A 23,494-nucleotide genomic window follows, 5' to 3' on the forward strand; every position below is an offset into this window, starting at 1 on the left:
TCGCCGGGAGTCGCTTATCCTGGCGCGGATATTCGCGCGGTTCGACGGATGGCAGGTGGGGAGTAACTGCTCAAGCCATCGGGTCATCGCCGGGTGGCCGAGCGCAACCCTGGACAACTCTGGAGCCCATCGCCTGATCATCGCCGCCGGGCGAGGGCGAGTTGCTCCTCCGGTGTCGGGCCTTCCTCGTCCTGCCCCTGGTCTCCGGGAGCCAGCAACCCCCAGAAGATCATGACAACCAGCGCGGTCCAGCCCCACCACGGCACGCCGAGACCGGCCACCGCGGCCAAGACATCGGCGGCGGCGGTCATCGAGCGCCTCCGGCGCTGACACAGGTGCGCTGCATAGCGGCTCCTCTACTCCGGCGGGTAGGCCCGCCGATCGGCGGCGGGCCCGACGATCAGCGGCCCGTACATCGATCGGCTCCGACAATCCCTGGATGAGCCCCGGAATCGGCGGTGGGCCCCGACAATCGGACGGCCACCGCCGAAGCTGAGGGCTTGCCGCCGTGACTCAGGCCGCGCCCTTCCGCGCAGCGAGCATCTCCCGGTAGTGGGGGTTGTTCATGACCCCGAGCACGTTGCCGAACGGATCCACCACCGAGGCCGTGGCGAAGCCCTCCCCCGCCCCGTGGTGGGTGATCGGCTGGTACTCCGTCGCGCCCAGCTCGAGCAGTCGCGCCACGGTGGCCTCGAGGTCGTCGACGTGCCAGTGCATCACCGCGCCGCCGGGAGTGGTCGCTGCCGCGGGCGGGGCGTACCGGCGGTCGATCAGGCCGAGCTCGTCCTCGTCGTCGCCGATGCGGAACTCGATGTACGCGGGGGCCGCCGGCGCGGGCGGGAAGGCGTAGTACGGCTTCGCGCCGAACAGTTCGGCGTACCAGTCCGCCGCGGCGCTGACGTCGTCGGCGTAGAAGCTGATGGTGGCGAATCCTCGGAACATCGTGTTCTCCCCTGCGCTAGTTGAACGACCTCATCATGCGGGGTATAAGTGCTCACCGAGTGAGCACTTTTCCTGACAGGATCACGACATGCGAGCGGACCGGTTGGTGGCGACCCTGTTGGTGCTCCAGGCCCGTGGCCGGGTGACCGCCGCCGAGCTGGCCGCCGAGCTGGAGGTGTCGGTGGCCACCGCCCGCCGCGACCTGGAGGCCCTGTCCACCGCCGGCCTCCCGGTGTATCCGCAGCCCGGGCGGGGTGGCGGCTGGTCGCTGGTGGGCGGCGCCCGCACCGATCTGAGCGGGCTCACCTCGGCCGAGGCCCGGGCCTTGTTCCTGCTGGCCGGGCCGGCCGCCGCCGTGGCGCCGCCGATCCGCTCGGCGCTGCGCAAGCTGGTCCGGGCGCTGCCGGACACGTTCCGGGCCGACGCCGAGGCCGCCGCCGATGTGGTGGTGGTCGACGCGGCCCGCTGGGGCGAGCGCAACCGGGACCGTCCCGAGTTGGTTGACCTGCTCCAGGACGCGGTGGTGCGCCGGCGCAAGGTCGCCTTCCGGTACGCGAGCCGCGGCGGCGCCGAGTCGCAGCGGCTGGTCGATCCGCTCGGCCTCGTCGACAAGGACGAGGTCTGGTACCTGGTGGCCGGCACCGACAAAGGGCAGCGGACCTTCCGGGTCGACCGGATCGCGGGAGCCGAGGTGACCGACCAGGTCGCCGAACGGCCGGCCGGCTTCGACCTCTCCCGCGAGTGGGAACGGGTGGTCGGCGCGGTCGAGCAGCGCCGGTCCCTGCTCTCCGCAATTGTCCTGATCGCCGAGCGGGTGCTGCCGGTGCTGCAGGACCACTTCGGCCGGCACTGCGAAACGCTGGAGACCCTCGCCGACGGGCGGGTCCGGGTCCGGGTCGCCGCCCCGATGGCTCTGTCCATCGCGGAGAAGCTCGCCGGCTGGGGCGCGGCGGTCGAGGTGCTCGAACCGGAGCCGGTCCGGGCCGAGCTCGCCCGGCTGGGTGCGGAACTCGTCGCCCGGTACGGTCCGGCATAGGCTGTCCGGGTGTCGCCCCCGGCCCCCCTGCTGCTCGTTCTCGACGGCAACAGTCTGTTGCACCGCGCCTACCATGCCGCGGCGATGGAAGGGCTGCTGGACCAGGCCGGCCGGCCCGTGTGGGCGCTGCGCGGACTGGTCGGCTATCTGGCCCGGGCCGCCGCGCATCTGCGTCCCGACGCTGTGGTGGTGGGCTTCGACTGCCCGCAGGACTCCGCGCGGCGCACCGAGTATCCGGCCTACAAAGCCCATAGGCCGGACAAACCGGCTGATCTGAGCGAGCAGATCGCCGGCGCCCCTGAGCTGCTGGCCGCGGCCGGTGTGTGCACGGTCGTGCCGCCGGCGTACGAGGCGGACGACGTGCTGGCCAGCTCGGCGGCGCACGCCTGGCAGCACGGCTGGCGCTCGGTGCTGATGACCAGCGACCGGGACGCGTTCGCGCTGATCGACGACACCACGTCGGTGCTGCGGGTCCGCAACGGCGGCTTCGACGAGGCCGTACTGGTCGACCCCGAGGGTCTGCTGGCGCTCTGCGGCGTACGCGCGGCGCAGTATCGCGATTACGCCGCCCTGCGCGGCGATCCCTCGGACAACCTGCACGGGGTCCGCCGCTTCGGCTCGGCGACCGCGGCCCGGCTGCTGGCCACCTTCGACACCGTCGACGCCGCCTGGGCCGCCATCGACGCGGGCGACGCGCAGGCGGTGCGCGACGTCGTGGGCGCCCAGTGCACCGACGAGCTGGGCCGGCCGGAGACCCGGGAGATCGTCGAGCGCAACCGCCGGCTCATGCGGATGCGGGCCGACCTGCCGATGCCGGAGCTGCGAGCGGCCCGGCTGCCGCTGCGCCTGAGCGCCATGCGGTCCGTCCTCTCCGGACGGGGCATCAACTTCGGGCCCTCGCTGTGGGCGCTGACCGGCGGGAGCCCGCCGGCCGTGGTCACCGAGCCGATGCCGGAGCTCCAGCCGTGGCGGCTCCGCGGCGGACTGACCAGCCGCCGCGACCCCACGCCGGGGCAGCTCGCCCTGTTCTGAGGAATCGGTCGTCCGGAGGGTCGTTGCCCGCGCGGATCGTTGGTAGCGTCGCGCCATGCCGACGGATTCCATCGACCGTGCCCGCCTCCAGGCGCTGACCGAGCGTGAGCGGACCGCCTTCGCCGACCGGCATCCGCGGTCGGCGGCGGCCTACGCCCGCGCCGACCACCTCTTCGGCCGGGTGCCGATGACCTGGATGAACAAGAGCGCGGCCGGCTACCCGGTCTACCTCGACCGGGCTCGCGGGGCCCGGCTCACCGACATCGACGGCCACGAGTACGTGGACTTCTGCCTCGGTGACACCGCCGCGATGGCCGGGCACTCCCCCGCCCCGGTCGTCGCCGCGGTCACCCGTCGCCTGGCCGACCTGGGCGGCGCCAGCACCATGGTGCCCACCGAGGACGCGGCCCTGGTCGGCGCGGAGCTGAGCCGGCGCTTCGGCGTACCGGCGTGGAGTTTTGCCCTCACCGCGACCGACGCGAACCGCTGGGCCATCCGGCTGCTGCGTGCCGTGACCGGCCGCTCGCGCATCCTCGTCAACAGCTACTGCTACCACGGCTCGGTCGACGAGTCCCTGATCGTGGTCGGGCCGGACGGGCGGCCCCGCAGCCGCGAGGGCAACGTCGGCGCCCCCGGTGACGTGACCCTGACCAGCCGGGTCGCCGAGTTCAACGACCTGGACGGGCTGGCCCGGGAGCTGGCCCACGGCGACGTCGCGGCGGTGCTGATGGAGCCCGCGCTGACCAACATCGGCATCGTGCTGCCCGAGCCCGGTTACCTGGCCGGGGTGCGGGCGCTGACCCGCGAGCACGGCACGTACCTGGTCAACGACGAGACCCACACCTTCTCGGCCGGGCCCGGCGGCGCGACCGCCGCCTGGGCCCTTGATCCCGACGTGGTCACCATCGGCAAGGCCATCGGCGGCGGCGTCCCGGTCGGCGCGTACGGGCTGAGCACCGAACTCGCCGCGCGGCTGACCGGGCGCACCGACCTCGACCTGATCGACATGGGCGGAGTCGGTGGCACATTGGCCGGCAACCCGGTGTCGATGGCGGCGACCCGGGCGACGCTGGAGGAGGTGCTCACCGACGCCGCCTTCGCCACGATGATCGAGGTGGCGACCGGCTTCGCCGACGGTGTCCGGAAGATCATCGCCGAGTACGCCCTGCCGTGGTCGGTGGCCCAGGTGGGGGCGCGGGTGGAGTACCGCTTCACCGCCCCGGCCCCGCGCACCGGCACGGAGTCGGCCGCCGGTGCCGACCCCGAGCTGGAGGACTTCCTGCACACGTACCTGATGAACCGGGGGGTGCTGCTGACCCCGTTCCACAACATGGCCCTGATGTGCCCGCAGACCGCGACCGGCGACGTGGCCCGCCACCATGAGGTCTTCGCCGCCGCCCTGGGCGAGCTGCTCGCCTGAGCGAAGCTCAGCTGCGCAGCGTCTCCGACGGGGAGACGCCGTAGCGGCGGCGGTAGAGGGCGGCGAAGCGGCCCAGGTGCACAAAGCCGCACCGGTACGCGATCTCGGTGACCGTGCTGTCCCGGGGTCCGCTGCGCCGCAGCTCCTCGTGCACCAGCGAGAGCCGGATCTCCCGCAGGTAGGCCATCGGTGACGTGTTGAGGAACCGCTGGAAACCGTCCTGCAGGGAGCGTGGGCTGACCGAGGCGATCCGGGCCAGGTCGGCGACGGTGAAGGACCGGCCCGGCTCGGCCCGCATGGCCTCCGCCGCCCGGCGCACCGCGCGCGGCGCGGCCATCCCGGGACGCCGGTTCTCCAGAGCGTCGCGGTAGTTGTGCGACGCGGCCAGCAACAGCCCGCCGATCAGGCTCTCCCGCAGCTGCCGGCCCAGCAGCGGATGCCGGACCAGCCCGTGCTGCTCAGCCGCGTCGACAGCCAGCATCCGGGCCAGCCGCGCCCAGGCGGCGCCGAGCCCGCCGGAGATGTCGAGCTCCCGGACCAGCCGCACCGGGCTGCGGACCGGCCCGTCGATCATCCGGCTCAGCTCCTCCTCCAGAGCCACCCGGTCGATCTTCACGGCCAGCAGCCGGCAGTCGCCGCTCCACCGCTCGAGAACGGTGTCGCCGACCGGCTGGAAGACCGCGGCGCTGGCGGTGGTGGCGATGAGCGGGGCGCCGCCACCCTGGCGCCACTCCAGCTCACCGCTGAGGGGTACGTCCACGTGGTACGCACCCAGCTCGCCGAACGACATCCGTACGTCGATGCCGAAGTGCAGGTCACCGAAGGTCACCAGGCCACTGTGCGCGATGTCGAAGCCGGCCTTCCAGGCGCCCGGGGAGAGCACGTCGACAGTGTTGGAGTAGAAGTGGTCCCCGAGCACCGTCCGGGCCTCGTCCACGTCCGAGGTGGTCACGCTGATGGCTTGCACGCCAACAGCATCACCGATCCGTGACCGAACCGCTACTGCCCCGGTGAGGGCCACCCGGTGGTGAAGGACATCCGGCGCCGCCGTCGCTGGTTACGAGTTGACACGTCGCGTGCGCTGGGCGAGTGTTCCGAGATGAGCGACGACTGGCCGGCGGCGGGCACCCTCCTGGCGTTCCGCTACCGCCTGGTGTCGCGGCTGGAGACCGGCGGGATGGCCGAGATCTGGCACGCCCAGGACGAGCTGCTGGCCCGCCCGGTCGCACTGAAGCTGCCCACCGGCCTCGACCGGGCCCGCAGCAACGTGCTCCAGCTCGCCTGGAAGGAAGCCCGGATGGGCGCCCGGCTGTCGCACCCCAACATCGCCGCGGTGCACGACTACGACGAGGCGGTCCGCCCCGAAGGCTCGGTGGCGCCGTTCGTGGTGATGGAGCTGCTGGCCGGCGAGACCCTGGCAGCCCGGCTGGCCTGCGCGCCGCTGCCCTGGCGGGAGGCGGCCGGGATCGGAGCCGCGGTGGCCGACGCCCTGACCGCGGCCCACGCGAGCGGCGTGGTGCACCGCGACGTCAAGCCGGGCAACGTGATGCTGACCCCGACCGGCGTCAAGATCCTTGACTTCGGCATCAGCGCGGTCACCGGCGAACCCGACGACGACGAGACCGGGGCGACGTTCGGCACCCCGGCGTACGTGGCACCGGAACGGCTCGACGGCAAACCCGCGGAACCGGCGACCGACGTGTACGGGCTGGGCGTGCTGCTGTTCGAGATGGTGACGGGGCAGCCGCCGTACCCGGTGGACACGTGGGAAGAGCTGGCGCGGGCCCGCGCGGAGGGAGCGGCGGCGCTGCCGTCCGAGCTGCCGCCGGCGTTCCGCGAGCTGGTGACCCGCTGCCTGGTCGACGAGCCTGATCGCCGGCCGAGCGCCGCTGAGGTCGGGAAAGGACTCGCGGAGCTGGCGGAGCCTGAGGAGCCGGAACAGCTGGTGCCCGCGGCCACCGCGATCGGGCCCCGCGCCGAGCCGGGTGGCGGCGGACGCCCGGGGTCTGGGCGCCGCAGGCTGGTGCTCTGGTCGTCTCTGGTTGCGCTTGTCGTCTCGGCGCTAGCGCTCTTCGCCGCGCTCGGCACGTCGCGGTCGACCGTGGAGGCCGGACGCTCACCTGCGGCGAGCCCGCCACCGGCGAGCCCGCGGCCCCCGGCTCCGCCATCAGCGGCCCCGCAGCCCTCGGCTCCGCCGGCCACGAAGACAACGCCGCGAACAGCGGTCACCACGGCGGCCGCGCCGCTGGACGCCGACGTCGCGCAGGCCCGGTTCCGCACCGCGGTGGAGGACGCACGGGCCGACGGGCAGATCCGGCCGGACATCGCGGTCGACCTGCTCAACCTGCTCCGGCCGCTGGACCGCGGGGACGGCCGCCGGGCCGACGACCAGGTGGCCGAGCTGCGACGCAAGCTCAACGACCGGATCGCCGAGGGCAGCGTGGACGCCGCCGCCGCCAAGATCCTGCGCGCCCGCCTGGCCGATCTCGACGAAGCACTGCGCTCCAGCTGAGGGTCAGGCTGAGCCGCGGAGGACCAGGCGGGTGCTGAGGACCGGGCCGCCCGGGCCGGGGTCCTCGCCGTCGATCTTGGCCAGCAGCAGCCGGACCATCTGCCGGCCCATCTCCTCGATCGGCTGGTGCACGCTGGTCAGCGGCGGATCGGTGTGCCCGGCGATCACCGAGTCGTCGAAGCCGATCACCGCGATGTCGCCCGGTGCCGACAGCCCTTGCTCGCGCATCGTGCGCAGAGCGCCCGCGGCCATCATGTCCGAGGCGGCGAAGACGGCGTCGATGTCCGGGTGCCGGGCCAGCAGCTGCCGCATCGCGGCGGCGCCGCCCTCCTCGCTGAAGTCGCCGTGCGCGACGATCCCCTCGCCCACCACGTCGCGGTAGCCGTCGAGGCGGGCCTGGCCGGGGGCCATGTCCATGGTGCCGGTGATCGTGGCGATCCGCCGGCGGCCCGAGCGGCGCAGATACTCCACCGCTTCGCGGGCACCGCCACGGTTGTCGGCGTCCACGTAACAGCCCGACTCCCCCTCGGCCGGCCGCCCGGCCCGGACCGTGGCCACGCCGCGCTGCTCCAGCTTGTCCATCAGGTTGTCGGTGCCGTGCAGCGACAGCAGCAGGGCGCCGTCGACGTGCTGGCGGGTCAGGTACCCCTCCAGCCGTTCCCGCTCCTGCGGGGACTGGGAGATCATCAGGACCATCTGGAGGTTGCGCTCCACCAGCACCGACGCGATGGCCTGCACTATGCGGCCGAAGAACGGCTCGGCGAAGAAGCGCTCCCCGGACTCGAAGATGACCAGGGCGATCGAGTCGGTCCGCTGGGTCACCAGGGTGCGGGCGGCGCGGTTGGGCACGTACCCCAGCTCGGCGATCGCATCCTCGACCGCGGCCTTCGCACCCGGGCTGACCTGCGCCGAGCCGTTGACCACCCGGGACACCGTGCCGCGCCCGACGCCGGCCCGTTCCGCGACCTGGTCGAGGGTCGGGCGTCCGGTGGATCGGGACCGCTCCGTCGTCATCGGTCCTCCCCTGCCCTTCACCGTCCCGCCGGGCCCGTCCTGTCCCGCCAGCCACAACCTACCCTGCGGGTTCACTCGTACGCCGGAGGGCGGGTCGTGGACGGCGGCACCCGGTAGCGGCTCAGGGTCAGTCCCATGATGTCGCTGAAGATCGGCGCCGCCACGTCACCACCGGCGCCCTCGGGCACCGCGGCGGAGACGGCGACGACGTAGCGGGGTGCCTCGGCCGGGGCCATGCCGATGAACGAGACCGCGTTCGCGCTGGTGTACTGCCCGTCGACGAGGCGGTCCACGGTGCCGGTCTTGCCCGCGACCCGGTAGCCGGGGACAGCGGCACGACGCCCGGTGGCGCCGGGCATCACGACGACAGCCTCCAGCATGCGCCGCACCTCGGCGGCGACCCCGGGGCTGAGCACCCGCCGGGTCTCCGGCGGTGAGGCGAGCGTCACCGTGCCGCCGGCGTCGACGGTCGAGTGCACCAGCCGCGGCGCGATGTACGTGCCGTCGTTGGCGATGGCCCCGTACCCGGCGGCCATCTGGAGCAGCGTCGCGTCCACGCTCGTACCGATCGGCACCGAACCTGAGGCCGACGGGCTCCACTGCCGCGGCGGCAGCAACCGGCCGGCGCTCTCGCCCGGCATGCCTTCGCGGGTGACGCTGCCCAGCCCGAAACGCTGCTGGTACTCGAAGATCCGTTGCGGGCCGAGCCGGTCGGCGACCGCGATGGTGCCGACATTCGACGAGAACGCCAGCACCTGCGGGATGGTGAGCCGGGTGCCGGCCGGCTGCGGGTGCTCGTCGGCGAACGGCGTACCGCCGCGGACCAGCGGCCCGCTCGCCGGCACGGTCGTCTTCGCGGTGATCAGGCCCTCCTGCAATGCGGCGGCCACGACGAAGGCCTTGTGGGTGGAGCCCGGCTCGGCCGCGACGCTGCTCGCGACGTCGGCCCGCTCGGCGGGCTCGGACAGCAGCGGCTTCGCCGCGTCGAACCCCGGGCAGCTCGCCTGGGCCAGCACCTCGCTGGTACGTACGTCCAGGACCACCGCGGCGCCGAAGGTCGCACCCGCCTCGGCCAGGGCCGGGCACAGCGCCCGCTGGGTCTGGAACTGCAGGTCCCGGTCGATGGTCAGGTGCAACGTGGCGCCCGGGCGGGCCCGGGTCAGCCGGTGGTAGCCGCTGGGGATCTCCTTGGCCAGCCGCCCGTCGTCGACCCCCGGATTGCCGCGCTCGTAGATCAACCGGCCGTCCTGCCCGCGCAGCGCCTCGTCGTAGCGGGCCTCCAGGCCTTCGAGTCCGGTGCGGTCCTCGCCGGTGAAACCGATGAGATTGGCCGCCAGGTCGCGGCCGGGCACGTCCCGGCGCTCGTCGCGCCCGATGCCGATGCCGGCGAGCCCCAGCCCGGCGACGGCGCGCGCGGCCGGGATCCCGATGCCGCGAGCCAGGTACGCGAAACGGGAGCTGGTGCCGTCCGGCCGCTTCTCCTTGGCCATCAGCCGCGCGAGCCGGGAGGGGGCGACGCCGAGCAGCGGGGACAGCCGGTCCGCGGCGGCCCGGGGATTGTTGATGAGCTCAGGGTCGGCGTACACGTAGCGGGACTCGACGCTGCGGGCGAGCACGGCGCCGGTCCGGTCCACGATGCTGCCGCGGGCGGCGGGCAGCTCGATCTCCACGAGCCGGCTGCGCTGCTGCGCGAGGAGCAGCCCCAGCGCCTCGGGTGATTGGCCTACCTGGAGCACGACCAGCCGCACGCCGATCGCGGTGAACAGCGCCAGGGTGAACACGGTGGCCAGCCGGATCCGGCGCCGGCTGCCGGCCAGCCGCAGCTGAGTCCGTGGCGGCCGGGACGGGATGGGAGTCCTGGGGCGTCGGGTCTCTTGTCTCCGGGGAGACCCGACGGACGGCCGGCCATCCGGCGAGGCGGTCGGCCGAGCCGACGATGCCGGTACGGCGGCCGGCGAGGCGGTCCGCCGGGTCAGTGCTGCCGGCGAGGCCTTCCGCCGGTCAACCTGGCCCGGCGAAGCGCCGGACCGCCGGACCGGCGAGGCCGCAGGCCGGTCAACCAGGTCCGGCGAGGCGGACGGGCCCGCGGGCGGGACCGGCAGATCCGGCGCGGCGGACGTGGCGGAAGTGGCCGGTGGGGCCGGCGGGGCAGGGTGGCGGGCCGCGCGCCGGGTGCCCAGCAGGTCGAGGGCGTCGCGCAGGGAGTCAGCGGCCGCGCCCCGGGGCGTGGCCTGGTCACGCGGGACGTACGGGCGGTCGCGGGGCATGGTGGGCGTCCCTCGCATCAGCGGCATCGACGAACGCGATCTTGTCAGGCCCGCTCCACCGTCCGCGCGCCGCCGTGCAGGACCGCAGCACTGTCAGCGTGTCGGGCTGCTCGAACCCGGTCCGGCGGGAAACAAAATCGGCGGTTTGTCTCCGGACCGGCCCGTGGCGTCCGACAAGTGGGTCGTGCAGCTTTGGGCCGGATCAGACGCCACGTTGGCGCAATATCGTGCACGGCAGATCCGGCTCGACTTGTGGATCATCGCCGCGCTGACTCTCATGGGCGCGGTACGCGTCGAAGTGGCCTGGGCGCCGCAGTACAGGTGGTGGCTGGTCCCGCTCGGGCTCGCCGTCGCCGTGGTGCTCGCCGCCAGCGCGCTCCCGTGGACGCGGATCCTGCGCCACGCGGGTGTACGCGGCTGGCTGCCCGCCTGGTACGCGGCCGCCCTGATCGCCCTGTACGCCTTCAACCAGTTCGACGACGACGGCCTGGCGATCTACCCGGCCGGCGCCATCGTGATCGTGGTGGCCGCCTCGGCCGTCTTCCTGCCGCAGACCCTGCTCGGGCTGGGCCTGTTCGCCCAGGCCGGCTATCTGACGCTGGCCATGACCACGCCGCAGCCCAACCCGGTGCTGGTGATGTCGCTGTCGATGGTGCTGATCGTGGTGGCCGGGCTGTGTGCCCTGACCGCGCACAGCCGCCGGCAGCAGGACACCCAGCGCGCGGTCGCCGAGCGCCGCACCGAGGCCATGCTGGAGAACGGCTCCGACGCCGTGCTCGCCATCTCGGACAACGGCGTGGTCTTCGCCAGTTCGTCGTCGGGCCGGGTGCTGGGCCGCGACGCGGCGCAGTTCACCAACGAGACCATGGTCGCGATGACCCATCCGGACGATCTGGCCCGGATCACCGCGTGGATGCTCGACCTGCGCGCGGCCGCCCCGGGTCACACCGAGCGGATCGACTCGCGGTGCCAGCACGCCGACGGCCGGTGGATCAACGTGCAGGTGACCGGGACCAACCGGCTCTCGGACCCGCACATCAACGCGGTCGTGCTGACCATAAGAGACGTGAGCGAGCAGAAGGCGCTGGAGGGTGAGCTCACCCGGCAGGCGTTCCAGGACTCTCTCACCGGGCTGCCCAACCGGGCGCTGCTCGGTGACCGGATGAACCAGGCGGTGGCCCGGAACCTGCGCAGCGGCGGCCGGGTGGAGCTGCTGCTGGTCGACCTGGACGATTTCAAGAAGGTCAACGACACCCTCGGGCACTCGGCCGGGGACGAGCTGATCCAGGCCGTCGCCGCGCGGATGAGCGGCTGCATCCGGCCGGCCGACACGCTGGCGCGGCTGGGCGGGGACGAGTTCGCGGTGCTGGTCGAGGGGCTCGACGATCTGGAGCTGGCCGCGCTGGCGGAACGCCTGCTGGAGATCGTCCGGCTGCCCGTCCGGGTCGGCCACCGCGACCTGGTCACCACGGCCAGCATCGGCATCGCCTCGGCCAAGATCACCCACACCATGACCGAGGCCGACACGCACGAGCTGCTGCGCGACGCGGACCTGGCCATGTACGCCGCCAAGACCGCCGGCCGCGACCGTTACGTGGTCTTCGACGAGTCGATGTACGCCGACGCCCTGCAGGAGGCCGAGGCCCGCCTGCGGCTGGAGCAGGCCCTGACCGACGACGAGTTCGTGGTGCACTACCAGCCGATCGTCGACCTGCCCTCCGGCCGGCTGATCGGTGTCGAGGCGCTGGTGCGCTGGCAGCACCCGGAGCGCGGGCTGCTGAGCCCGGACACCTTCATCGGCCTGGCCGAGCAGACCGGGCTGATCGTGCCGCTGGGACACTGGGTGCTGGCCGAGTCGTGCCGGCAGGTGGCGGCCTGGCACCGGGACGTCCCGGGTGCCGAGCAGCTGCGGATCAGCGTGAACCTCTCCGCCCGGCAGTTCCAGCACATGGACCTGGTCGCGGACGTGGCGGGCGTGCTGCGCGACTCCGGGATCGATCCGGGCCGGGTGGTCCTGGAGATCACCGAGTCGCTGCTGATGCGGGACACCGACGCCACCATCAGCACCCTGCGCGAGCTGCGGGACCTGGGCGTGCACATCGCCATCGACGACTTCGGCACCGGTTACTCGTCGCTGTCGTACCTGCGGCGGTTCCCGATCGACATCCTGAAGATCGACAAGGCGTTCATCGACGGCATCGCCACCGACCCGGACGACGCCACCCTGGCCGAGGCCGTGGTGCAGCTGGGGCGGGCGCTGCGGTTGCAGACGGTGGCCGAGGGCATCGAGAACATCGACCAGCATTCGCTGCTCAGCGCGCTGGGCTGCACGTACGGCCAGGGCTACCTGTTCGCGCGGCCGGCCGGCTCGGCGCAGATCGAGGCGCTGCTGCGGCACTCGGACAACACCACCGGACCCGAGGACTGGTGGAGCACCGCGGAGCAGACGGGCCCGCCCGACTGAGGCGTCCCGCCTAAGCTGACGGGGTGACGTCAGCGTCCGCACGGGTCAGTGCCGAACGTCCCTTCTACAGCCGGCACGCCGCGGCCTACGACCTGCTGATCACCGATCCGGTCGCGCCCTGGGTCGACGCGGTCCACGATCGGCTGGTCCGGGGCGGGCGGCCGCGAGCCGTGGTGCTGGACGCCGGATGCGGCACGGGCAGGCACGCCGAGGCCCTCATCGCCAAGGGTCACCGGGTCGACGTCGCGGACGCCTCCGCCGAGCTGCTGGCCCTGGCCGCCGAACGCTGCCCCGACTCCCGCGCCTTGCTGGCCGACCTGTGCGCGCTGGGCCTGGTGTCCGAGTACGACGCCGTGACCTGCCGGGGCGTGCTCAACGACATGGTCACCGACGCGGACCGGGAAGCGGCGATCGCGTCGCTGACCGCAAGCCTGCGACCGGGCGGCCTGCTCTTCCTCGACGTCCGTGAGGAGGAGGCCTCCCGGCTCCGGGCCGACGGCTCGAGCCGCTCGGTCGTCGCCGAGCTGGGCGGCCACCGCGAGCTGAGGTTCTCCAGCCGCAGCCGGTGGGGGGACGGGCTGCTGCACGTCGAGGAACGGTACGAACTCGTCGTGGACGGGCGGACCGAGGAGGAGTCCAGCTACGACTTCACCATGCGGCCGTGGTCGAGGGGTGAGCTGACGGCGGTGCTGCGGCGGCACGGCATGCGGACCGTGGACATCGCGGACGGGGTCGGCCGCCGTACCGCGGACCGTTTGTTCGTGGTCGCTGCGAACCCGGCCTCTGCCTGATCCTCAGAGGACCCGGGTGACGCCCTCGGCTGCGACCCGGGCATCCAGGGCGTCGCGATCCAGGTTGGCGCAGAGCACAATGGACGCCCCAGCCGCCAGCGGCGCCAGCAGCCACTGCACGGGCTGCTCATGGTTCGTCGCGTCGACCAGCACCCGGTCGCCCGGGCGCAGCTGCAACGAGGCCGCGATGCTGTGCGCGATGTCGGTCCACTGCGCGTACGTCGTACCGTCCGGGCTTGCCGCGTCGCCGGGGCGCAGGGCCGCGTAGGCCGGCGCGTCGTCCGGATGCCGGACCACCTCGGCCGCGAAGTCCCGGTAGTCCGCCGGGACCTCGGCCAGCGGCTGCAGGCCGGGCGCCAGGCCCAGCACGAAGCGGTGCCGGGCGGCCGGCACCTCCTCCAGCCAGCTGTCCAGCCGCTTGCGGGAGACGAAGACGGCGTCGAGCCGTTCGGGCGGCGGCGCGGACAGCCCCGCGGTGGCCCACGAGCGGAACGACACGGCCACCCCCGCCGACCACGCCCCGAGCAGCACCACGGCGGTCTGCCAGTGCGGTGGCAGCAGCACCGCCGCGCTGCCGCCCGCCTGCAGGCCGCAGCCGTCGTGCAGCAGGGCCGCGGTCCGGGCCGACCAGCTGCCCAGCTCGGCCGCGCTGAGCTCGGTGCGTTCCCCGGTCGCGTCGTCGTAGTAGGTGAGCAGCGGACGGTCCGTCTCCGGCAGCGGCACGGAGAGCGCGGCGGTCAGCTCGGCCATCGCGGTGGCTTCCCTTTCCTACTCGGCGGCGTCCAGGTCACGCAGCGCCCTGTGCAGGAGCTCCGGGGTCCGCGCCGGGGGCTCCGCCTCGATCGTCAGCCGGCCCATCGCCGCGGCGTAGTGGTCGACGTCCTCGCGCTTGTCCAGGTAGAGGCCGCTGGTCAGATGCTCGAGGTAGACCACGTCGGGCATGTCGGGGTACGGGAAGCGCAGGATGGTGAACGCGCCACCGGCCGCCGCGTGCCCGCCGGACTCGAACGGGATCACCTGGAGCCGGACGCTGGGCTGCTCGCACATCGCCAGCAGCGACTCGATCTGCTCGCGGAGCACTTCCTTGCCGCCGATCGGGCGGCGCAGCACCGCCTCGTCGAGCACCGCCCAGAGCCGCGGGGACTCGTGGCGTTGCAGCATCTGCTTGCGCGCCATCCGCAGGTCGGCGCGGCGGTCGATCTCCTCGGGCGTCGCGCCGCCGTGCCCGAGCATGATGACCGCCCGCGCGTAGGCGTCGGTCTGCAACAGACCGGGGACAAACTGGATCTCGTACGTGCGGATCAGCTCGGCGGCCTGCTCGAGGTCCAGGTAGTTCTGGAACCAGGTGCTGAGCACGTCGCCGTACGAGTGCCACCAGCCCGGGGTGTTGGCCTCCCGGGCCAGGGTGAGCAGGCGCTGCTGCTCACCCTCGTCCTCGACGCCGTACAGCTTGAGCAGGTCGACGACGTCGCGCTCCTTGAAGCTGACGCGGCCGAGCTCCATCCGGCTGATCTTCGACTCGGAGGCGCGGATCTCGTAGCCGGCCTTGTCGCGGGTGACCCCCTTGGCCAGCCGCAAATTGCGCAGGCGGGCGCCGAGCTGCAAGCGGCGGACCGTGGGCCCGTCGTTCTGCGCCGTCGTCACTGGTGTTCCCGTCGTCGTTTACGGTTTGCGGCCCACGGCACAGTACTGGTCGATCTCCGGCGCGTTCTCGGCACCCGGCTCCGGCTTCCAGCGGGTCACCGGAACGACGCCGGGCTCGACCAGTTCCAGCCCCTCGAACAGCCCGGCGATGCGGGCGGCGCTGCGCAGGTGGTACTTCGGGTTGGCGGAGATGTTCCAGATCCGCACGGCCTCGTTGTTGGCCTCGCTGGTGTCGCTGCCGTCGTACATCGCCAGGTAGCTGCCCGGGGCGAGCCGTCCCATGATCTTGTCGATGATCGACTTGGCTTCGGCGTCGTCCTCGATGTGACCGAGAATGCCCATCAGGAACAGCGCCACCGGCCGGTCCAGGTCGAGGGTGCGGGCGGCCTCGCGCAGGATGGTGTCAGAGTCGCGCAGGTCGGCGTCGATGTAGTCGGTGGCGCCCTCGGGGCTGGTGGTCAGCAGGGCCCGGGCGTGCGCGAGCACCAGCGGGTCGTTGTCCACATAGACGATCCGGGCGTCCGGGGCGACCTGCTGCGCGACCTCGTGGGTGTTGTCGGCGGTGGGCAGGCCCGTGCCGATGTCCAGGAACTGCCGCACGCCCGCCTCGCCGGCCAGGTAACGCACCGCGCGGGCCAGGTAGGCCCGGGAGAGCCGGGCGTTCTCGGCGAGCTGCGGCAGGGACGCGATGATCTGGTCGCCGACCTCCCGGTCGACGGCGAAGTTGTCCTTGCCACCCAGCAGGTGGTTCCAGATCCGGGCCGTCTGCGGGACGGTGGTGTCCAGTTTGGGCATCTCCTGCTGGCCGTCAGCCACGTGCACATCCCTTGCTCGAGCGGAACCACGCCGGATGGAACGGCGCAAGCATAAACCGCCCATCGATCGCAGGCGTGCGCCGAACGGTCATACTCCGCGGCCTAAGCGGGAAGCACCGGTACGCCTTCAGCACTCAGTCGCCGTACGGTTTCGTCCTGTGACGACGCGTCGGTGATGACTCCCGCCACGGCGCTCAGCGGCAGCACCGCGAAGCGGGAGGCGGCCCCGATCTTCTCGGTGCTGGCCAGCACGTAGGTGTCCGCGGCCCGCTTGGCCAGGGCCCGTTTCATCGCGGCCTCGTCGGCGTCGCCGGTGGTCAGCCCGGCGTCCGGGTGCACGCCGGTCACCCCGAGCAGGAACAGGTCCGCGTGCACCACCTGGGCGGCCTCGACCGCCGCCGCGCCGCACGCGACCATCGAGTGCCGGAAGAGCCGGCCGCCGAGGATGTAGACCTCGACCGAGGGGTGCTCGGCGAGCGCGGCGGCGACGGTCGGGCTGTGGGTGACCACGGTCGCCTCCAGGCCGGCCGGCAACGCCCGGGTCACGGCCAGGGCGGTCGTGCCGCCGTCGAGGATCACGGTGCTCCCCGGCCGGATCAGGGCCGCGGCGGCCGCGGCGACCCGCTGCTTGCTGTCCACCTCGACCGCGCGCCGGGTGCCGTAGTCGGCCACCGCCGGCGAGGCAGGCAGCGCACCGCCGTAGACCCGCTGGCAGAGCCCGGCGGCGGCCAGCTCCCGCAGGTCCCGCCGGACGCTGTCCTCGGAGACACCGAGCTCGGCGGCCACATCCTTGGCCACCACCCGGCGGTCGCGGTCGAGCCGGGTGAGCAGGAAGTCCTTACGTTGCGCGGCCAGCATGCACGTTTCTCCACGTTCTTCTTTGTTTTTGCCGAGTCTAGCGTTAATCTGGCGCCATGAAGCCCATGATGATCCTCATTGCCGGCCCCTACCGCTCCGGCACCGGCGGCGACCCCGACCTGATCGCGGCCAACCTGGCCCGCCTCGAGGAGGCGGCGTGGCCGATCTTCCAGGCCGGGCACGTGCCGATGATCGGCGAATGGGTGGCCCTGCCGGTGCTCGACCAGGCGCACGGCGCGGCCACCGCCGAGGACGTGCTCTACCCGACGGCCCAGCGGCTGCTGCAGCACTGCGACGCGGTCCTGCGGCTGCCCGGCGAGTCCACCGGCGCGGACCAGGACGTGGCCATCGCCCGCGAGCGCGGCCTGCCGGTCTATCACCGGATCGAGGAGATCCCCGGGCACGTCACCCAGCCCGCCTGAGCGTCGCTAGGACCGGGCCGGCTCGGGATCCGTCACGTCGGCGAAGGTGGCGTCCAGCGCTTTGACGGCCTCGTCCGCGGCCACCTGCAGGCCGACCCCGCGCTCGCCGGCGCCGAGACCGATCGTGCGGCCGCGCAGCCGTTCGTCGGCGATCACCGGCCAGGCCGTCGAGGACCCGAACGGGGTGATGGTGCCGCGCTCGTAACCGGTGGCCTGCTTGGCCGTCGCGGCGTCCGGCATCGACAACCGGTTGACGCCGAGCAGGGCGCGCAGCTTCGGCCACGAGATCACCCGGTCGCCGGGCACCAGCACGAAGACGTACTGGTCGTCGGCGCGGCGTACCACCAGGGTTTTGACGAGGTCGCGGACCTCCATGCCCTGGGCGGCAGCGGCCTCGGCCACGCTGCCGACCGGCCCGTGCCGCAGCACGCGGTGCGCGATCCCGGCCGCCTCGACGGCCGGCACGGCGGGTCCTGACATGAGATCACCATACCCAGGGCACCGGACACGCCCGCCAACCGCGGGAATCGCCACCCGGGTCCCGGCCGCGGGCGTAGCGTCGGGCCGTGGGCGGGGGTTCCGGCACGAGCACCTCCCCCGGCGCCGGCTCGCGGTCGCCGGGGCGTCGCTCGGTACGCGTGCTCGCCCTGGTCATCGCCCTCGGCCTGCTCGGCACCACGCTGGCCGCGCTGGCGTTGCGGCGGGCCGACGACGACCGGGCGCACCGGGCCCTGGAGCAGCGATCCATGATCGTCGCGCAGACCGTGGCCGCCGAGGTCCGTCGCTACAGCACCTCCCTGACCGACCTGGCCGCGGCCGTCGGCGCCCAGGCCCGGCTGGAGTCCGCCGAGTTCACCGCCATCGTCGCCGCGATCGACCAGCAGCGGCTGCCCGGGGCCAGCGGGGTGGCCTTCGTGGTGCCGGCGAGCAGCTCGCGGATACCGCAGGTGCAGCGTTTCTGGCGGGACCGCGGTGACGCCGGGCTGGCCCTGCAGCCGGTGCCGACCGCCGTGGGCGACCACCTGTTCATCGTGCTGCACCGCTCGCTCGACCGCGGCGAGTCGCTGCTGGGCCGCGACCTGGCAGGGTCACCGGCGGCGGTCGCGGCGATGCGACAGGCCCGGCAGAGTCACCGGGTGGCGACGAGCAGCACCTACCGGCTGATCAAGGACCAGTCCCTGCCGGCCACGCTGCAACAGTTGTCGTTCGTGCTGGCCGCGCCGGTCTACGCGACCTCGCCGGCCGCCCCGGACACCGGGCAGTTCCGCGGCTGGCTGACCATGGGGCTGCGCGGCGGCGACTTCCTGCGGCAGGCGATCAGCGTGGTGGCCGGCGACGCCGTGGCCGTCACCCTGTTCGACACCGCGCCCGGCACCCCGGTCCCGGTCGCGAGCTGGATGCCGCCGGCCCGGCTGCACGACCACCCGGACCCCAGCGACGTCCCGGTCACCGTTCCGCAACGCACCTGGCGGCTCGTCGTCCAGCCCACCCAGCGGCTGCTGCCCGGCGCCGACATGCACCTCGACGTCGCCGCGTGGATCATCGGCGCCCTGCTGACCGCGCTGATCGCCGGGCTCACCGGCACCGTGCTCACCTCCCGCAACCGCGCGCTGCGCCGGGTCGACCAGGCCACCACCGCGCTGCTGCACGACATCCGGCGGCGCGAAGCCGTCGAGCAGCAGCTGCGGCAGCGCGAGACGGAGCTGGTCGGCTTCGCCGGCATCGTGGCCCACGACCTGCGCAGCCCGCTGGCCCGGATCACCGGCTACGCGGACTTCCTGCGCGAGGAGGCCGCGGCGCGGCTCGACCCGCAGCACCGCGACTTCCTGGAACGGCTGTACGGCGGCGCCCAGCGCATGCAGACCCTCATCGACGACCTGCTCGACTACGCCACCGCCGAGAACCGGACGCTGAACACCACGACGGTCGATTTGAAGGCGCTGGCCGACGACATCGCCCACGAACGGCTCAGCGGGGCGCAGCAGTCGGACACCCTGATCGTCGTGGACCCGCTGCCCGCCGTACCGGGGGATGCCACGCTGCTGCGGCAAGTGCTGGACAACCTGATCGGCAACGCGGTGAAGTACACGGCGGAGGGGCACCAGCCGTACGTGCGGATCAGCAGCCGGCCCGAGGGCGACGCCGTCCGGATCGACGTCGCCGACCGCGGCATCGGCATCCCGGAGGACCAGCGCGACACCGTCTTCACCGCCTTCGCCCGGGCGGCCGGCAGCGAGGGCTATCCGGGCACCGGCCTGGGCCTGGCCATCGTGGCCCGGATCGTCGAACGCCACGGCGGCCGGGTCGGCATCGACGACAACCCGGGCGGCGGCAGCCGGTTCTGGTTCACGCTGCCGGTTGTGCCCCGGCCCGCCGACGTGGCCCCCACCGACCCGGCCGACTGGGTTATGGTCGGGCAGTGATCCCGGTGGAGGCAGTCGCGGCGGCGTACGCCCACTGGATCACCCCCGCCCTGCCGCTGTACGGCAACGACCACGAGCGGGCCGACTTCGCTCCCTGACGCAGCCCCGGCACCGGCGCGTCCAGCACCATTCCTCATCGCACAGGGAGCGATGTGTCATGTCCGCTGTCAGTTCCTCTCCGCCCCGGGTCCGCGCGGTGCTGCGTGCGCCGCAGGTCTCCCGCGTCCTGCTCGCCAGCCAGGTCGGCCGCCTGCCACTGGCCTCCGGCCCGCTCGCCCTGCTGCTGTTCGCCCGCCAGTCGCTGAGCCTGACCGCCGCCGGGCTACTGGTGGCGGCGTACACGGCGGCGATGGCGGTGAGCGCTCCCCTGCTGGCCCGCACGGTCGACCGCTGGCGCCAGCCGCCCGTGCTGTGGGCCTCGGCACTGGTGTCCGGCGTCGGTTTCGCCATCGTCGCGGCGGGCGGGCATCGCATTCCGGTGGCCGCCGTCGGGGCGGCGCTGGCCGGGCTCGGCACCCCGCCGCTGGAGGCGTGCCTGCGCGCGCTGTGGCCGGACCTGCTGGCCCCGGACGTGGTCCCCGCGGCGTACGCCCTGGACATCGCCGTCCAGGAGGTGATCTTCGTGGTCGGCCCGCTGACCACGGTCGCGGCCGTGGCTCTGGGTGGCCCGACCGCCGGCCTGCTCACCGCGGCCGCGCTGCAACTGGCGGGCACCGCCGTGTTCGCGCTGACGCCGGCCGTGCGCTCGTGGCGCGGGGTGCCGGCCGTACGGCACTGGGCCGGACCGCTGCGCTCGCACCGGCTGGCGCTGATGCTGGTCGGGGTGCTCTGCGTGGGCCTGGCCTTCGGCAGCATCCCGGTGGCGCTGACCGGCTACGCCGAGGCCGCCGGGGCCCGGTCGCTGAGCGGCTGGCTGCTCGCCGCCCAGGCGGCCGGGGCGCTGATCGGCGGCCTGCTCTACACCCGGGCCCGGCCCGGCGGACCGGTCCGGCTGCCGTTGCTCGCCGCCGCGCTGACGGCCGGCTTCCTGCCGTTGCTGGTCACGCCGCGCCCGGCGGTTATGGCGGTGCTGCTGGCCGTCAGCGGCCTGGCCCTGCCCCCGCTGCTGACGGCGGTGTTCCTCGCGGCCGACCGGCTGGCCCCGGCGGGCACGGTCGCCGAGGCCTTCGCCTGGGTGGCGACGGCCTTCGCGGTCGGCAGCGCGATCGGTTCGGCTGCGGCCGGTCCCCTGGTCGCTGCCGGCATCCGGTACGGCTTCACCCTCGCACCCCTGGCCGCGCTGGTCTGCGTCGCGGTGCTGACCGTCGTGTACCGGGCAAGCTCGGCGCCGGCCCGGGCGGTCGGCGCGTGACCGGCCACATCGTGTGGGACTGGAACGGCACGGTCTTCGGCGACAGCCGGGCGCTCATCGACGCGACCATCGACGCCTTCGCCGCGTGCCGCCTGCCCGCCGTCACCCGCACGGCCTACCAGCGCCACCACACCCAGCCGATCACCACCTTCTACGAGCGGCTCGCCGGCCGGCCGCTGACAGACGACGAGCAACGACGGCTCGACGAGTGCTTCCGCGCCGCGTACGCCCGGCACCGTACGGCCGTGACCCTCACCGCCGACGCGATCGACGCGTTCTCCCGGTGGACGGCCGCCGGCGGCCGGCAGTCGCTGCTCTCGATGTATCCGCACGAGCAGCTCGTCCCACTGATCGCCGCCGCGGGCATCGGCCACCATTTCACCCGCGTCGACGGCAGCACCGGCCGGGACCTGGCCCACAAGGCCCCGCATCTGCGCCGCCACCTGCACGAGCAGGGCATCGCCCCGCACTACGCGGTCGTCGTCGGGGACAGCCTCGACGACGCCCGCGCGGCCCGCGAGTGCGGCGTCCGGTGCGTGCTCTACCACCCGGGCGAGGACGCCCTGCACGCCCGCGACCACTTCGCCGACGCCGGCGTGCCGGTCGTGGCGACGCTGACCGCTGCGGTGGAGCTGCTGCTCAGCCGCCCGGCACCATCCAGCTGAGCACGGGCGTGCCCTGCAGCGTGACCAGGACACACATGACCAGCAGCAGCACCAGGCTCCAGCCGACCACCTTGCGGAAGATGTCACCCTCCCGGCCGGCCATGCCGACGGCGGACGCGGCGATCGCCAGGTTCTGCGGGCTGATCATCTTGCCCAGCACCCCGCCGGAGGAGTTCGCGGCGGCGAGCAGCACCGGATCGAGCCCGGCGCGGGCGGCGGTCTCCACCTGCAGGGCGCCGAACAGGGCGTTGGCCGAGGTGTCGGAACCGGTCACCGCCACCCCGATCCAGCCCAGGATGGAGGACAGGAAGATGAACAGCCCACCGGCCTGGGCCAGGAACTCGCCGAGCGTGTTGGTCTGGCCGGACTGGTTGAGCACGTAGGCCAGCGCCAGCACCGCCATCACGGTGACGATGGCGTGCCGGAGCTCCACATAGGTGTCGGCGTAGGCCCGCAGAGCCCGGCCGGGCCGGATCCGCAGCACCACCGCGGTCAGGATGCCGGCCAGGATCATCAGGGTGCCCGCGGCGCCGAGCCAGCCCAGGGTGAAGGTGGTCGAGGCCAGCGGTTTGCCGTTGGTGCCGATGATGTGCAGTCCCGGCCAGCCGAAGGTGACCGTCCACGGCCGTCCGGCCAGGGCCGACTTGACCGCCCCGATGTTCGCGATCGAGAAGATCACGATGATGATCAGGTACGGGGCGTAGGCGCGGGCGATCTCGGCCCCGCTGTCGCGCCGCGCCAGACCGGCGTCCGCGCCGGCCCGGGCCGGCTCCCTGTCTGCCCCGCCCGGCCGGCTTCCCGGCGCCGCTCCCGCTGACGCCGGCTCGTCACCCGCGCCCACCGGCACGGGCTCCCCTCCCGGCGACGCCGCGCCGCGGCCCGGTTCGGTGCCGGGCGAAGCGGCGGGCTGCGGCTCGCGCAGGTCCGGGGACTCGGCCGGCCGCCAGAACCGCAGCAGCAGCACGACCGCGGCCGCGGCCAGCAGCGACGCGATGATGTCGGTCAGCGGCACCGAGATGTAGTTCGAGGCCACGAACTGCCCGGCGGCGAAGACCACCCCGGCGACCACGGCCGCCGGCCAGGTCTGCCGGACCCCGCGGCGGCCGTCGATCACCGCGACCAGGACCAGGGGTACGACCACAGCCAGCAGCGGGGTCTGCCGGCCGACCATGGCCCCCAGGGTGTCGGTGTTGAGCCGGGGATCGTCCAAGGCGCCCGAGGTGACCGTGCCCAGGGTGACGATCGGGGTGGCGAGCGCGCCGAAGGCCACCGGTGCCGTGTTCGCGATCAATGCCACCGAGGCCGCGCGCAGCGGCGGGAAGCCCAGGGCCATCAGCATGACGACGGTGACCGCCACCGGCGTACCGAATCCGGCCAGCGCCTCCAGCAGGGCACCGAAGCAGAAGGCGACGATGACCGCCTGGATCCGCATGTCCGGGCTGAGCCGGGCCATCGAGCGGCGCAGCACGTCGAAGTGTCCGCTGGCCACGGTGAGGTTGTAGACCCAGATCGCGTTCAGCACGATCCACAGGATCGGGAAGAAGCCGAAGGCGGCGCCCTCGGAGGCGGACAGCAGCGCCTGCCCGACCGGCATCGCATAGACCGCGACGGCGACCACCAGAGCGACCGCGAGCGCGATGATCCCCGCGAGCCAGGCCCGCATGCGCAGGGCGCCGAGCAGAATGAACAGGGTGAGCAGCGGCAGGGCCGCGAACAGGGCCGAGAGCGCCAAGGAATTGCCGGCGGGGTCGGTCACGATCGTGAACTGGTCCGACATGGCAGCCATCCAGGCTCGTCAATGGTAGGCACCACAATCTAACGCTTCTGGCGCGCCCGTG

21 protein-coding genes are annotated in these 23,494 nt (G+C 73.3%); 10 read left to right on the plus strand and 11 right to left on the minus strand.

Features of this window, described 5'->3' with window-relative positions; genetic code table 11:
* Nucleotides 1–137: 137 nt before the first annotated feature.
* Nucleotides 138–311 carry a hypothetical protein gene (locus ACQP2Y_RS28390; protein WP_433718089.1) on the minus strand — a complete coding sequence of 58 codons (174 nt, stop codon included), beginning with the start codon at nucleotides 309–311 and terminating at the stop codon, nucleotides 138–140.
* Nucleotides 312–513: 202 nt separating this feature from the next.
* On the minus strand, nucleotides 514–942 hold the full coding sequence (locus ACQP2Y_RS28395; RefSeq protein ID WP_433718090.1) for a VOC family protein: 429 nt from the start codon (nucleotides 940–942) through the stop codon (nucleotides 514–516).
* An 88-nt stretch (nucleotides 943–1,030) separates the two neighbouring features.
* Here ACQP2Y_RS28395 and ACQP2Y_RS28400 point away from each other — a divergent pair, with 88 nt between their 5' ends.
* Genes ACQP2Y_RS28400 through ACQP2Y_RS28410 form a run of 3 tightly spaced genes read left to right on the plus strand, consistent with a single transcriptional unit; the run spans nucleotide 1,031 to nucleotide 4,430 of the window.
* A complete protein-coding gene (locus tag ACQP2Y_RS28400) occupies nucleotides 1,031–1,978 on the plus strand; it encodes a helix-turn-helix transcriptional regulator (RefSeq protein ID WP_433718091.1) in 948 nt (315 codons plus the stop codon).
* A 9-nt stretch (nucleotides 1,979–1,987) separates the two neighbouring features.
* A complete protein-coding gene (locus ACQP2Y_RS28405; protein ID WP_433718092.1) occupies nucleotides 1,988–3,010 on the plus strand; it encodes a 5'-3' exonuclease in 1,023 nt (340 codons plus the stop codon).
* A 55-nt stretch (nucleotides 3,011–3,065) separates the two neighbouring features.
* The gene (locus tag ACQP2Y_RS28410) at nucleotides 3,066–4,430 is read left to right on the plus strand and encodes a transaminase (protein WP_433718093.1); all 1,365 of its coding nucleotides are present in this window, start codon (nucleotides 3,066–3,068) and stop codon (nucleotides 4,428–4,430) included.
* Nucleotides 4,431–4,437: 7 nt separating this feature from the next.
* Here the strand turns inward: ACQP2Y_RS28410 and ACQP2Y_RS28415 are convergent, their stop codons facing one another.
* Nucleotides 4,438–5,397 (minus strand): AraC family transcriptional regulator, encoded by a 960-nt coding sequence (locus ACQP2Y_RS28415; protein WP_433718094.1) that lies wholly within the window; start codon nucleotides 5,395–5,397, stop codon nucleotides 4,438–4,440.
* 132 nt (nucleotides 5,398–5,529) lie between these two features.
* On the opposite strand from ACQP2Y_RS28415, the gene ACQP2Y_RS28420 reads away from it, so the two are divergent.
* A complete protein-coding gene (locus ACQP2Y_RS28420) occupies nucleotides 5,530–6,942 on the plus strand; it encodes a serine/threonine-protein kinase (protein ID WP_433718095.1) in 1,413 nt (470 codons plus the stop codon).
* 3 nt (nucleotides 6,943–6,945) lie between these two features.
* Here ACQP2Y_RS28420 and ACQP2Y_RS28425 read toward each other — a convergent pair whose 3' ends face one another.
* Nucleotides 6,946–7,956, minus strand: coding sequence for a LacI family DNA-binding transcriptional regulator (locus ACQP2Y_RS28425; RefSeq protein ID WP_360543209.1), 1,011 nt, complete (start codon nucleotides 7,954–7,956; stop codon nucleotides 6,946–6,948).
* Between the two features lie 71 nt (nucleotides 7,957–8,027).
* Complete coding sequence (locus ACQP2Y_RS28430) at nucleotides 8,028–10,223, minus strand: penicillin-binding transpeptidase domain-containing protein (RefSeq protein ID WP_433718096.1); 2,196 nt, start codon at nucleotides 10,221–10,223, stop codon at nucleotides 8,028–8,030.
* A gap of 163 nt (nucleotides 10,224–10,386) precedes the next feature.
* On the opposite strand from ACQP2Y_RS28430, the gene ACQP2Y_RS28435 reads away from it, so the two are divergent.
* Together ACQP2Y_RS28435 and ACQP2Y_RS28440 are read left to right on the plus strand one after the other, a co-directional pair.
* Complete coding sequence (locus tag ACQP2Y_RS28435; protein WP_433718097.1) at nucleotides 10,387–12,687, plus strand: putative bifunctional diguanylate cyclase/phosphodiesterase; 2,301 nt, start codon at nucleotides 10,387–10,389, stop codon at nucleotides 12,685–12,687.
* A gap of 23 nt (nucleotides 12,688–12,710) precedes the next feature.
* Nucleotides 12,711–13,478 (plus strand): class I SAM-dependent methyltransferase, encoded by a 768-nt coding sequence (locus ACQP2Y_RS28440; RefSeq protein ID WP_433718098.1) that lies wholly within the window; start codon nucleotides 12,711–12,713, stop codon nucleotides 13,476–13,478.
* A 3-nt stretch (nucleotides 13,479–13,481) separates the two neighbouring features.
* Here the strand turns inward: ACQP2Y_RS28440 and ACQP2Y_RS28445 are convergent, their stop codons facing one another.
* From ACQP2Y_RS28445 to ACQP2Y_RS28460, 4 genes are all read right to left on the minus strand, one after another.
* The gene (locus tag ACQP2Y_RS28445) at nucleotides 13,482–14,228 is read right to left on the minus strand and encodes a TIGR03089 family protein (protein ID WP_433718099.1); all 747 of its coding nucleotides are present in this window, start codon (nucleotides 14,226–14,228) and stop codon (nucleotides 13,482–13,484) included.
* Nucleotides 14,229–14,246: 18 nt separating this feature from the next.
* Nucleotides 14,247–15,122 (minus strand): helix-turn-helix domain-containing protein, encoded by an 876-nt coding sequence (locus ACQP2Y_RS28450; RefSeq protein ID WP_360543219.1) that lies wholly within the window; start codon nucleotides 15,120–15,122, stop codon nucleotides 14,247–14,249.
* Nucleotides 15,123–15,140: 18 nt separating this feature from the next.
* A complete protein-coding gene (locus ACQP2Y_RS28455) occupies nucleotides 15,141–15,917 on the minus strand; it encodes an SAM-dependent methyltransferase (RefSeq protein ID WP_433732088.1) in 777 nt (258 codons plus the stop codon).
* A 122-nt stretch (nucleotides 15,918–16,039) separates the two neighbouring features.
* The gene (locus ACQP2Y_RS28460) at nucleotides 16,040–16,795 is read right to left on the minus strand and encodes a DeoR/GlpR family DNA-binding transcription regulator (protein WP_433718100.1); all 756 of its coding nucleotides are present in this window, start codon (nucleotides 16,793–16,795) and stop codon (nucleotides 16,040–16,042) included.
* Nucleotides 16,796–16,851: 56 nt separating this feature from the next.
* On the opposite strand from ACQP2Y_RS28460, the gene ACQP2Y_RS28465 reads away from it, so the two are divergent.
* Complete coding sequence (locus ACQP2Y_RS28465; RefSeq protein ID WP_433718101.1) at nucleotides 16,852–17,217, plus strand: DUF4406 domain-containing protein; 366 nt, start codon at nucleotides 16,852–16,854, stop codon at nucleotides 17,215–17,217.
* A gap of 6 nt (nucleotides 17,218–17,223) precedes the next feature.
* On the opposite strand, the gene ACQP2Y_RS28470 is transcribed toward ACQP2Y_RS28465, so the two are convergent.
* Nucleotides 17,224–17,697: an aminoacyl-tRNA deacylase gene (locus tag ACQP2Y_RS28470; protein ID WP_360821894.1), complete on the minus strand. Its 474-nt coding sequence runs from the start codon at nucleotides 17,695–17,697 to the stop codon at nucleotides 17,224–17,226.
* 86 nt (nucleotides 17,698–17,783) lie between these two features.
* Between ACQP2Y_RS28470 and ACQP2Y_RS28475 the strand changes: the two genes are divergently transcribed.
* From ACQP2Y_RS28475 to ACQP2Y_RS28485, 3 genes are all read left to right on the plus strand, one after another.
* Nucleotides 17,784–19,640, plus strand: a complete 1,857-nt coding sequence (locus ACQP2Y_RS28475) for a sensor histidine kinase (RefSeq protein WP_433718102.1) — start codon at nucleotides 17,784–17,786, stop codon at nucleotides 19,638–19,640.
* Between the two features lie 157 nt (nucleotides 19,641–19,797).
* Nucleotides 19,798–20,991: an MFS transporter gene (locus ACQP2Y_RS28480; RefSeq protein ID WP_433718103.1), complete on the plus strand. Its 1,194-nt coding sequence runs from the start codon at nucleotides 19,798–19,800 to the stop codon at nucleotides 20,989–20,991.
* A complete protein-coding gene (locus ACQP2Y_RS28485; RefSeq protein ID WP_433718104.1) occupies nucleotides 20,988–21,656 on the plus strand; it encodes an HAD family hydrolase in 669 nt (222 codons plus the stop codon). Before ACQP2Y_RS28480 ends, ACQP2Y_RS28485 begins: the two co-directional genes overlap by 4 nt.
* On the opposite strand, the gene ACQP2Y_RS28490 is transcribed toward ACQP2Y_RS28485, so the two are convergent.
* Nucleotides 21,631–23,442 carry an L-lactate permease gene (locus ACQP2Y_RS28490; protein WP_433718105.1) on the minus strand — a complete coding sequence of 604 codons (1,812 nt, stop codon included), beginning with the start codon at nucleotides 23,440–23,442 and terminating at the stop codon, nucleotides 21,631–21,633. The genes ACQP2Y_RS28485 and ACQP2Y_RS28490 overlap by 26 nt on opposite strands.
* Nucleotides 23,443–23,494: the final 52 nt, after the last annotated feature.

Origin of the sequence: Actinoplanes sp. CA-051413, assembly GCF_050955795.1 — a bacterium.
GTDB lineage: Bacteria > Actinomycetota > Actinomycetes > Mycobacteriales > Micromonosporaceae > Actinoplanes.

Bases quoted from the DNA above. Each gene is read 5' to 3' on its own strand.
- ACQP2Y_RS28445 (WP_433718099.1), bottom strand. From the start codon at position 14,228: ATGGCCGAGCTGACCGCCGCGCTCTCCGTGCCGCTGCCGGAGACGGAC.
- ACQP2Y_RS28480 (WP_433718103.1), top strand. From the start codon at position 19,798: ATGTCCGCTGTCAGTTCCTCTCCGCCCCGGGTCCGCGCGGTGCTGCGT.
- ACQP2Y_RS28455 (WP_433732088.1), bottom strand. From the start codon at position 15,917: ATGCCCAAACTGGACACCACCGTCCCGCAGACGGCCCGGATCTGGAAC.
- ACQP2Y_RS28390 (WP_433718089.1), bottom strand. From the start codon at position 311: ATGACCGCCGCCGCCGATGTCTTGGCCGCGGTGGCCGGTCTCGGCGTG.
- ACQP2Y_RS28430 (WP_433718096.1), bottom strand. From the start codon at position 10,223: ATGCCCCGCGACCGCCCGTACGTCCCGCGTGACCAGGCCACGCCCCGG.
- ACQP2Y_RS28490 (WP_433718105.1), bottom strand. From the start codon at position 23,442: ATGGCTGCCATGTCGGACCAGTTCACGATCGTGACCGACCCCGCCGGC.
- ACQP2Y_RS28460 (WP_433718100.1), bottom strand. From the start codon at position 16,795: ATGCTGGCCGCGCAACGTAAGGACTTCCTGCTCACCCGGCTCGACCGC.
- ACQP2Y_RS28410 (WP_433718093.1), top strand. From the start codon at position 3,066: ATGCCGACGGATTCCATCGACCGTGCCCGCCTCCAGGCGCTGACCGAG.
- ACQP2Y_RS28395 (WP_433718090.1), bottom strand. From the start codon at position 942: ATGTTCCGAGGATTCGCCACCATCAGCTTCTACGCCGACGACGTCAGC.
- ACQP2Y_RS28425 (WP_360543209.1), bottom strand. From the start codon at position 7,956: ATGACGACGGAGCGGTCCCGATCCACCGGACGCCCGACCCTCGACCAG.
- ACQP2Y_RS28400 (WP_433718091.1), top strand. From the start codon at position 1,031: ATGCGAGCGGACCGGTTGGTGGCGACCCTGTTGGTGCTCCAGGCCCGT.
- ACQP2Y_RS28465 (WP_433718101.1), top strand. From the start codon at position 16,852: ATGAAGCCCATGATGATCCTCATTGCCGGCCCCTACCGCTCCGGCACC.
- ACQP2Y_RS28420 (WP_433718095.1), top strand. From the start codon at position 5,530: ATGAGCGACGACTGGCCGGCGGCGGGCACCCTCCTGGCGTTCCGCTAC.
- ACQP2Y_RS28470 (WP_360821894.1), bottom strand. From the start codon at position 17,697: ATGTCAGGACCCGCCGTGCCGGCCGTCGAGGCGGCCGGGATCGCGCAC.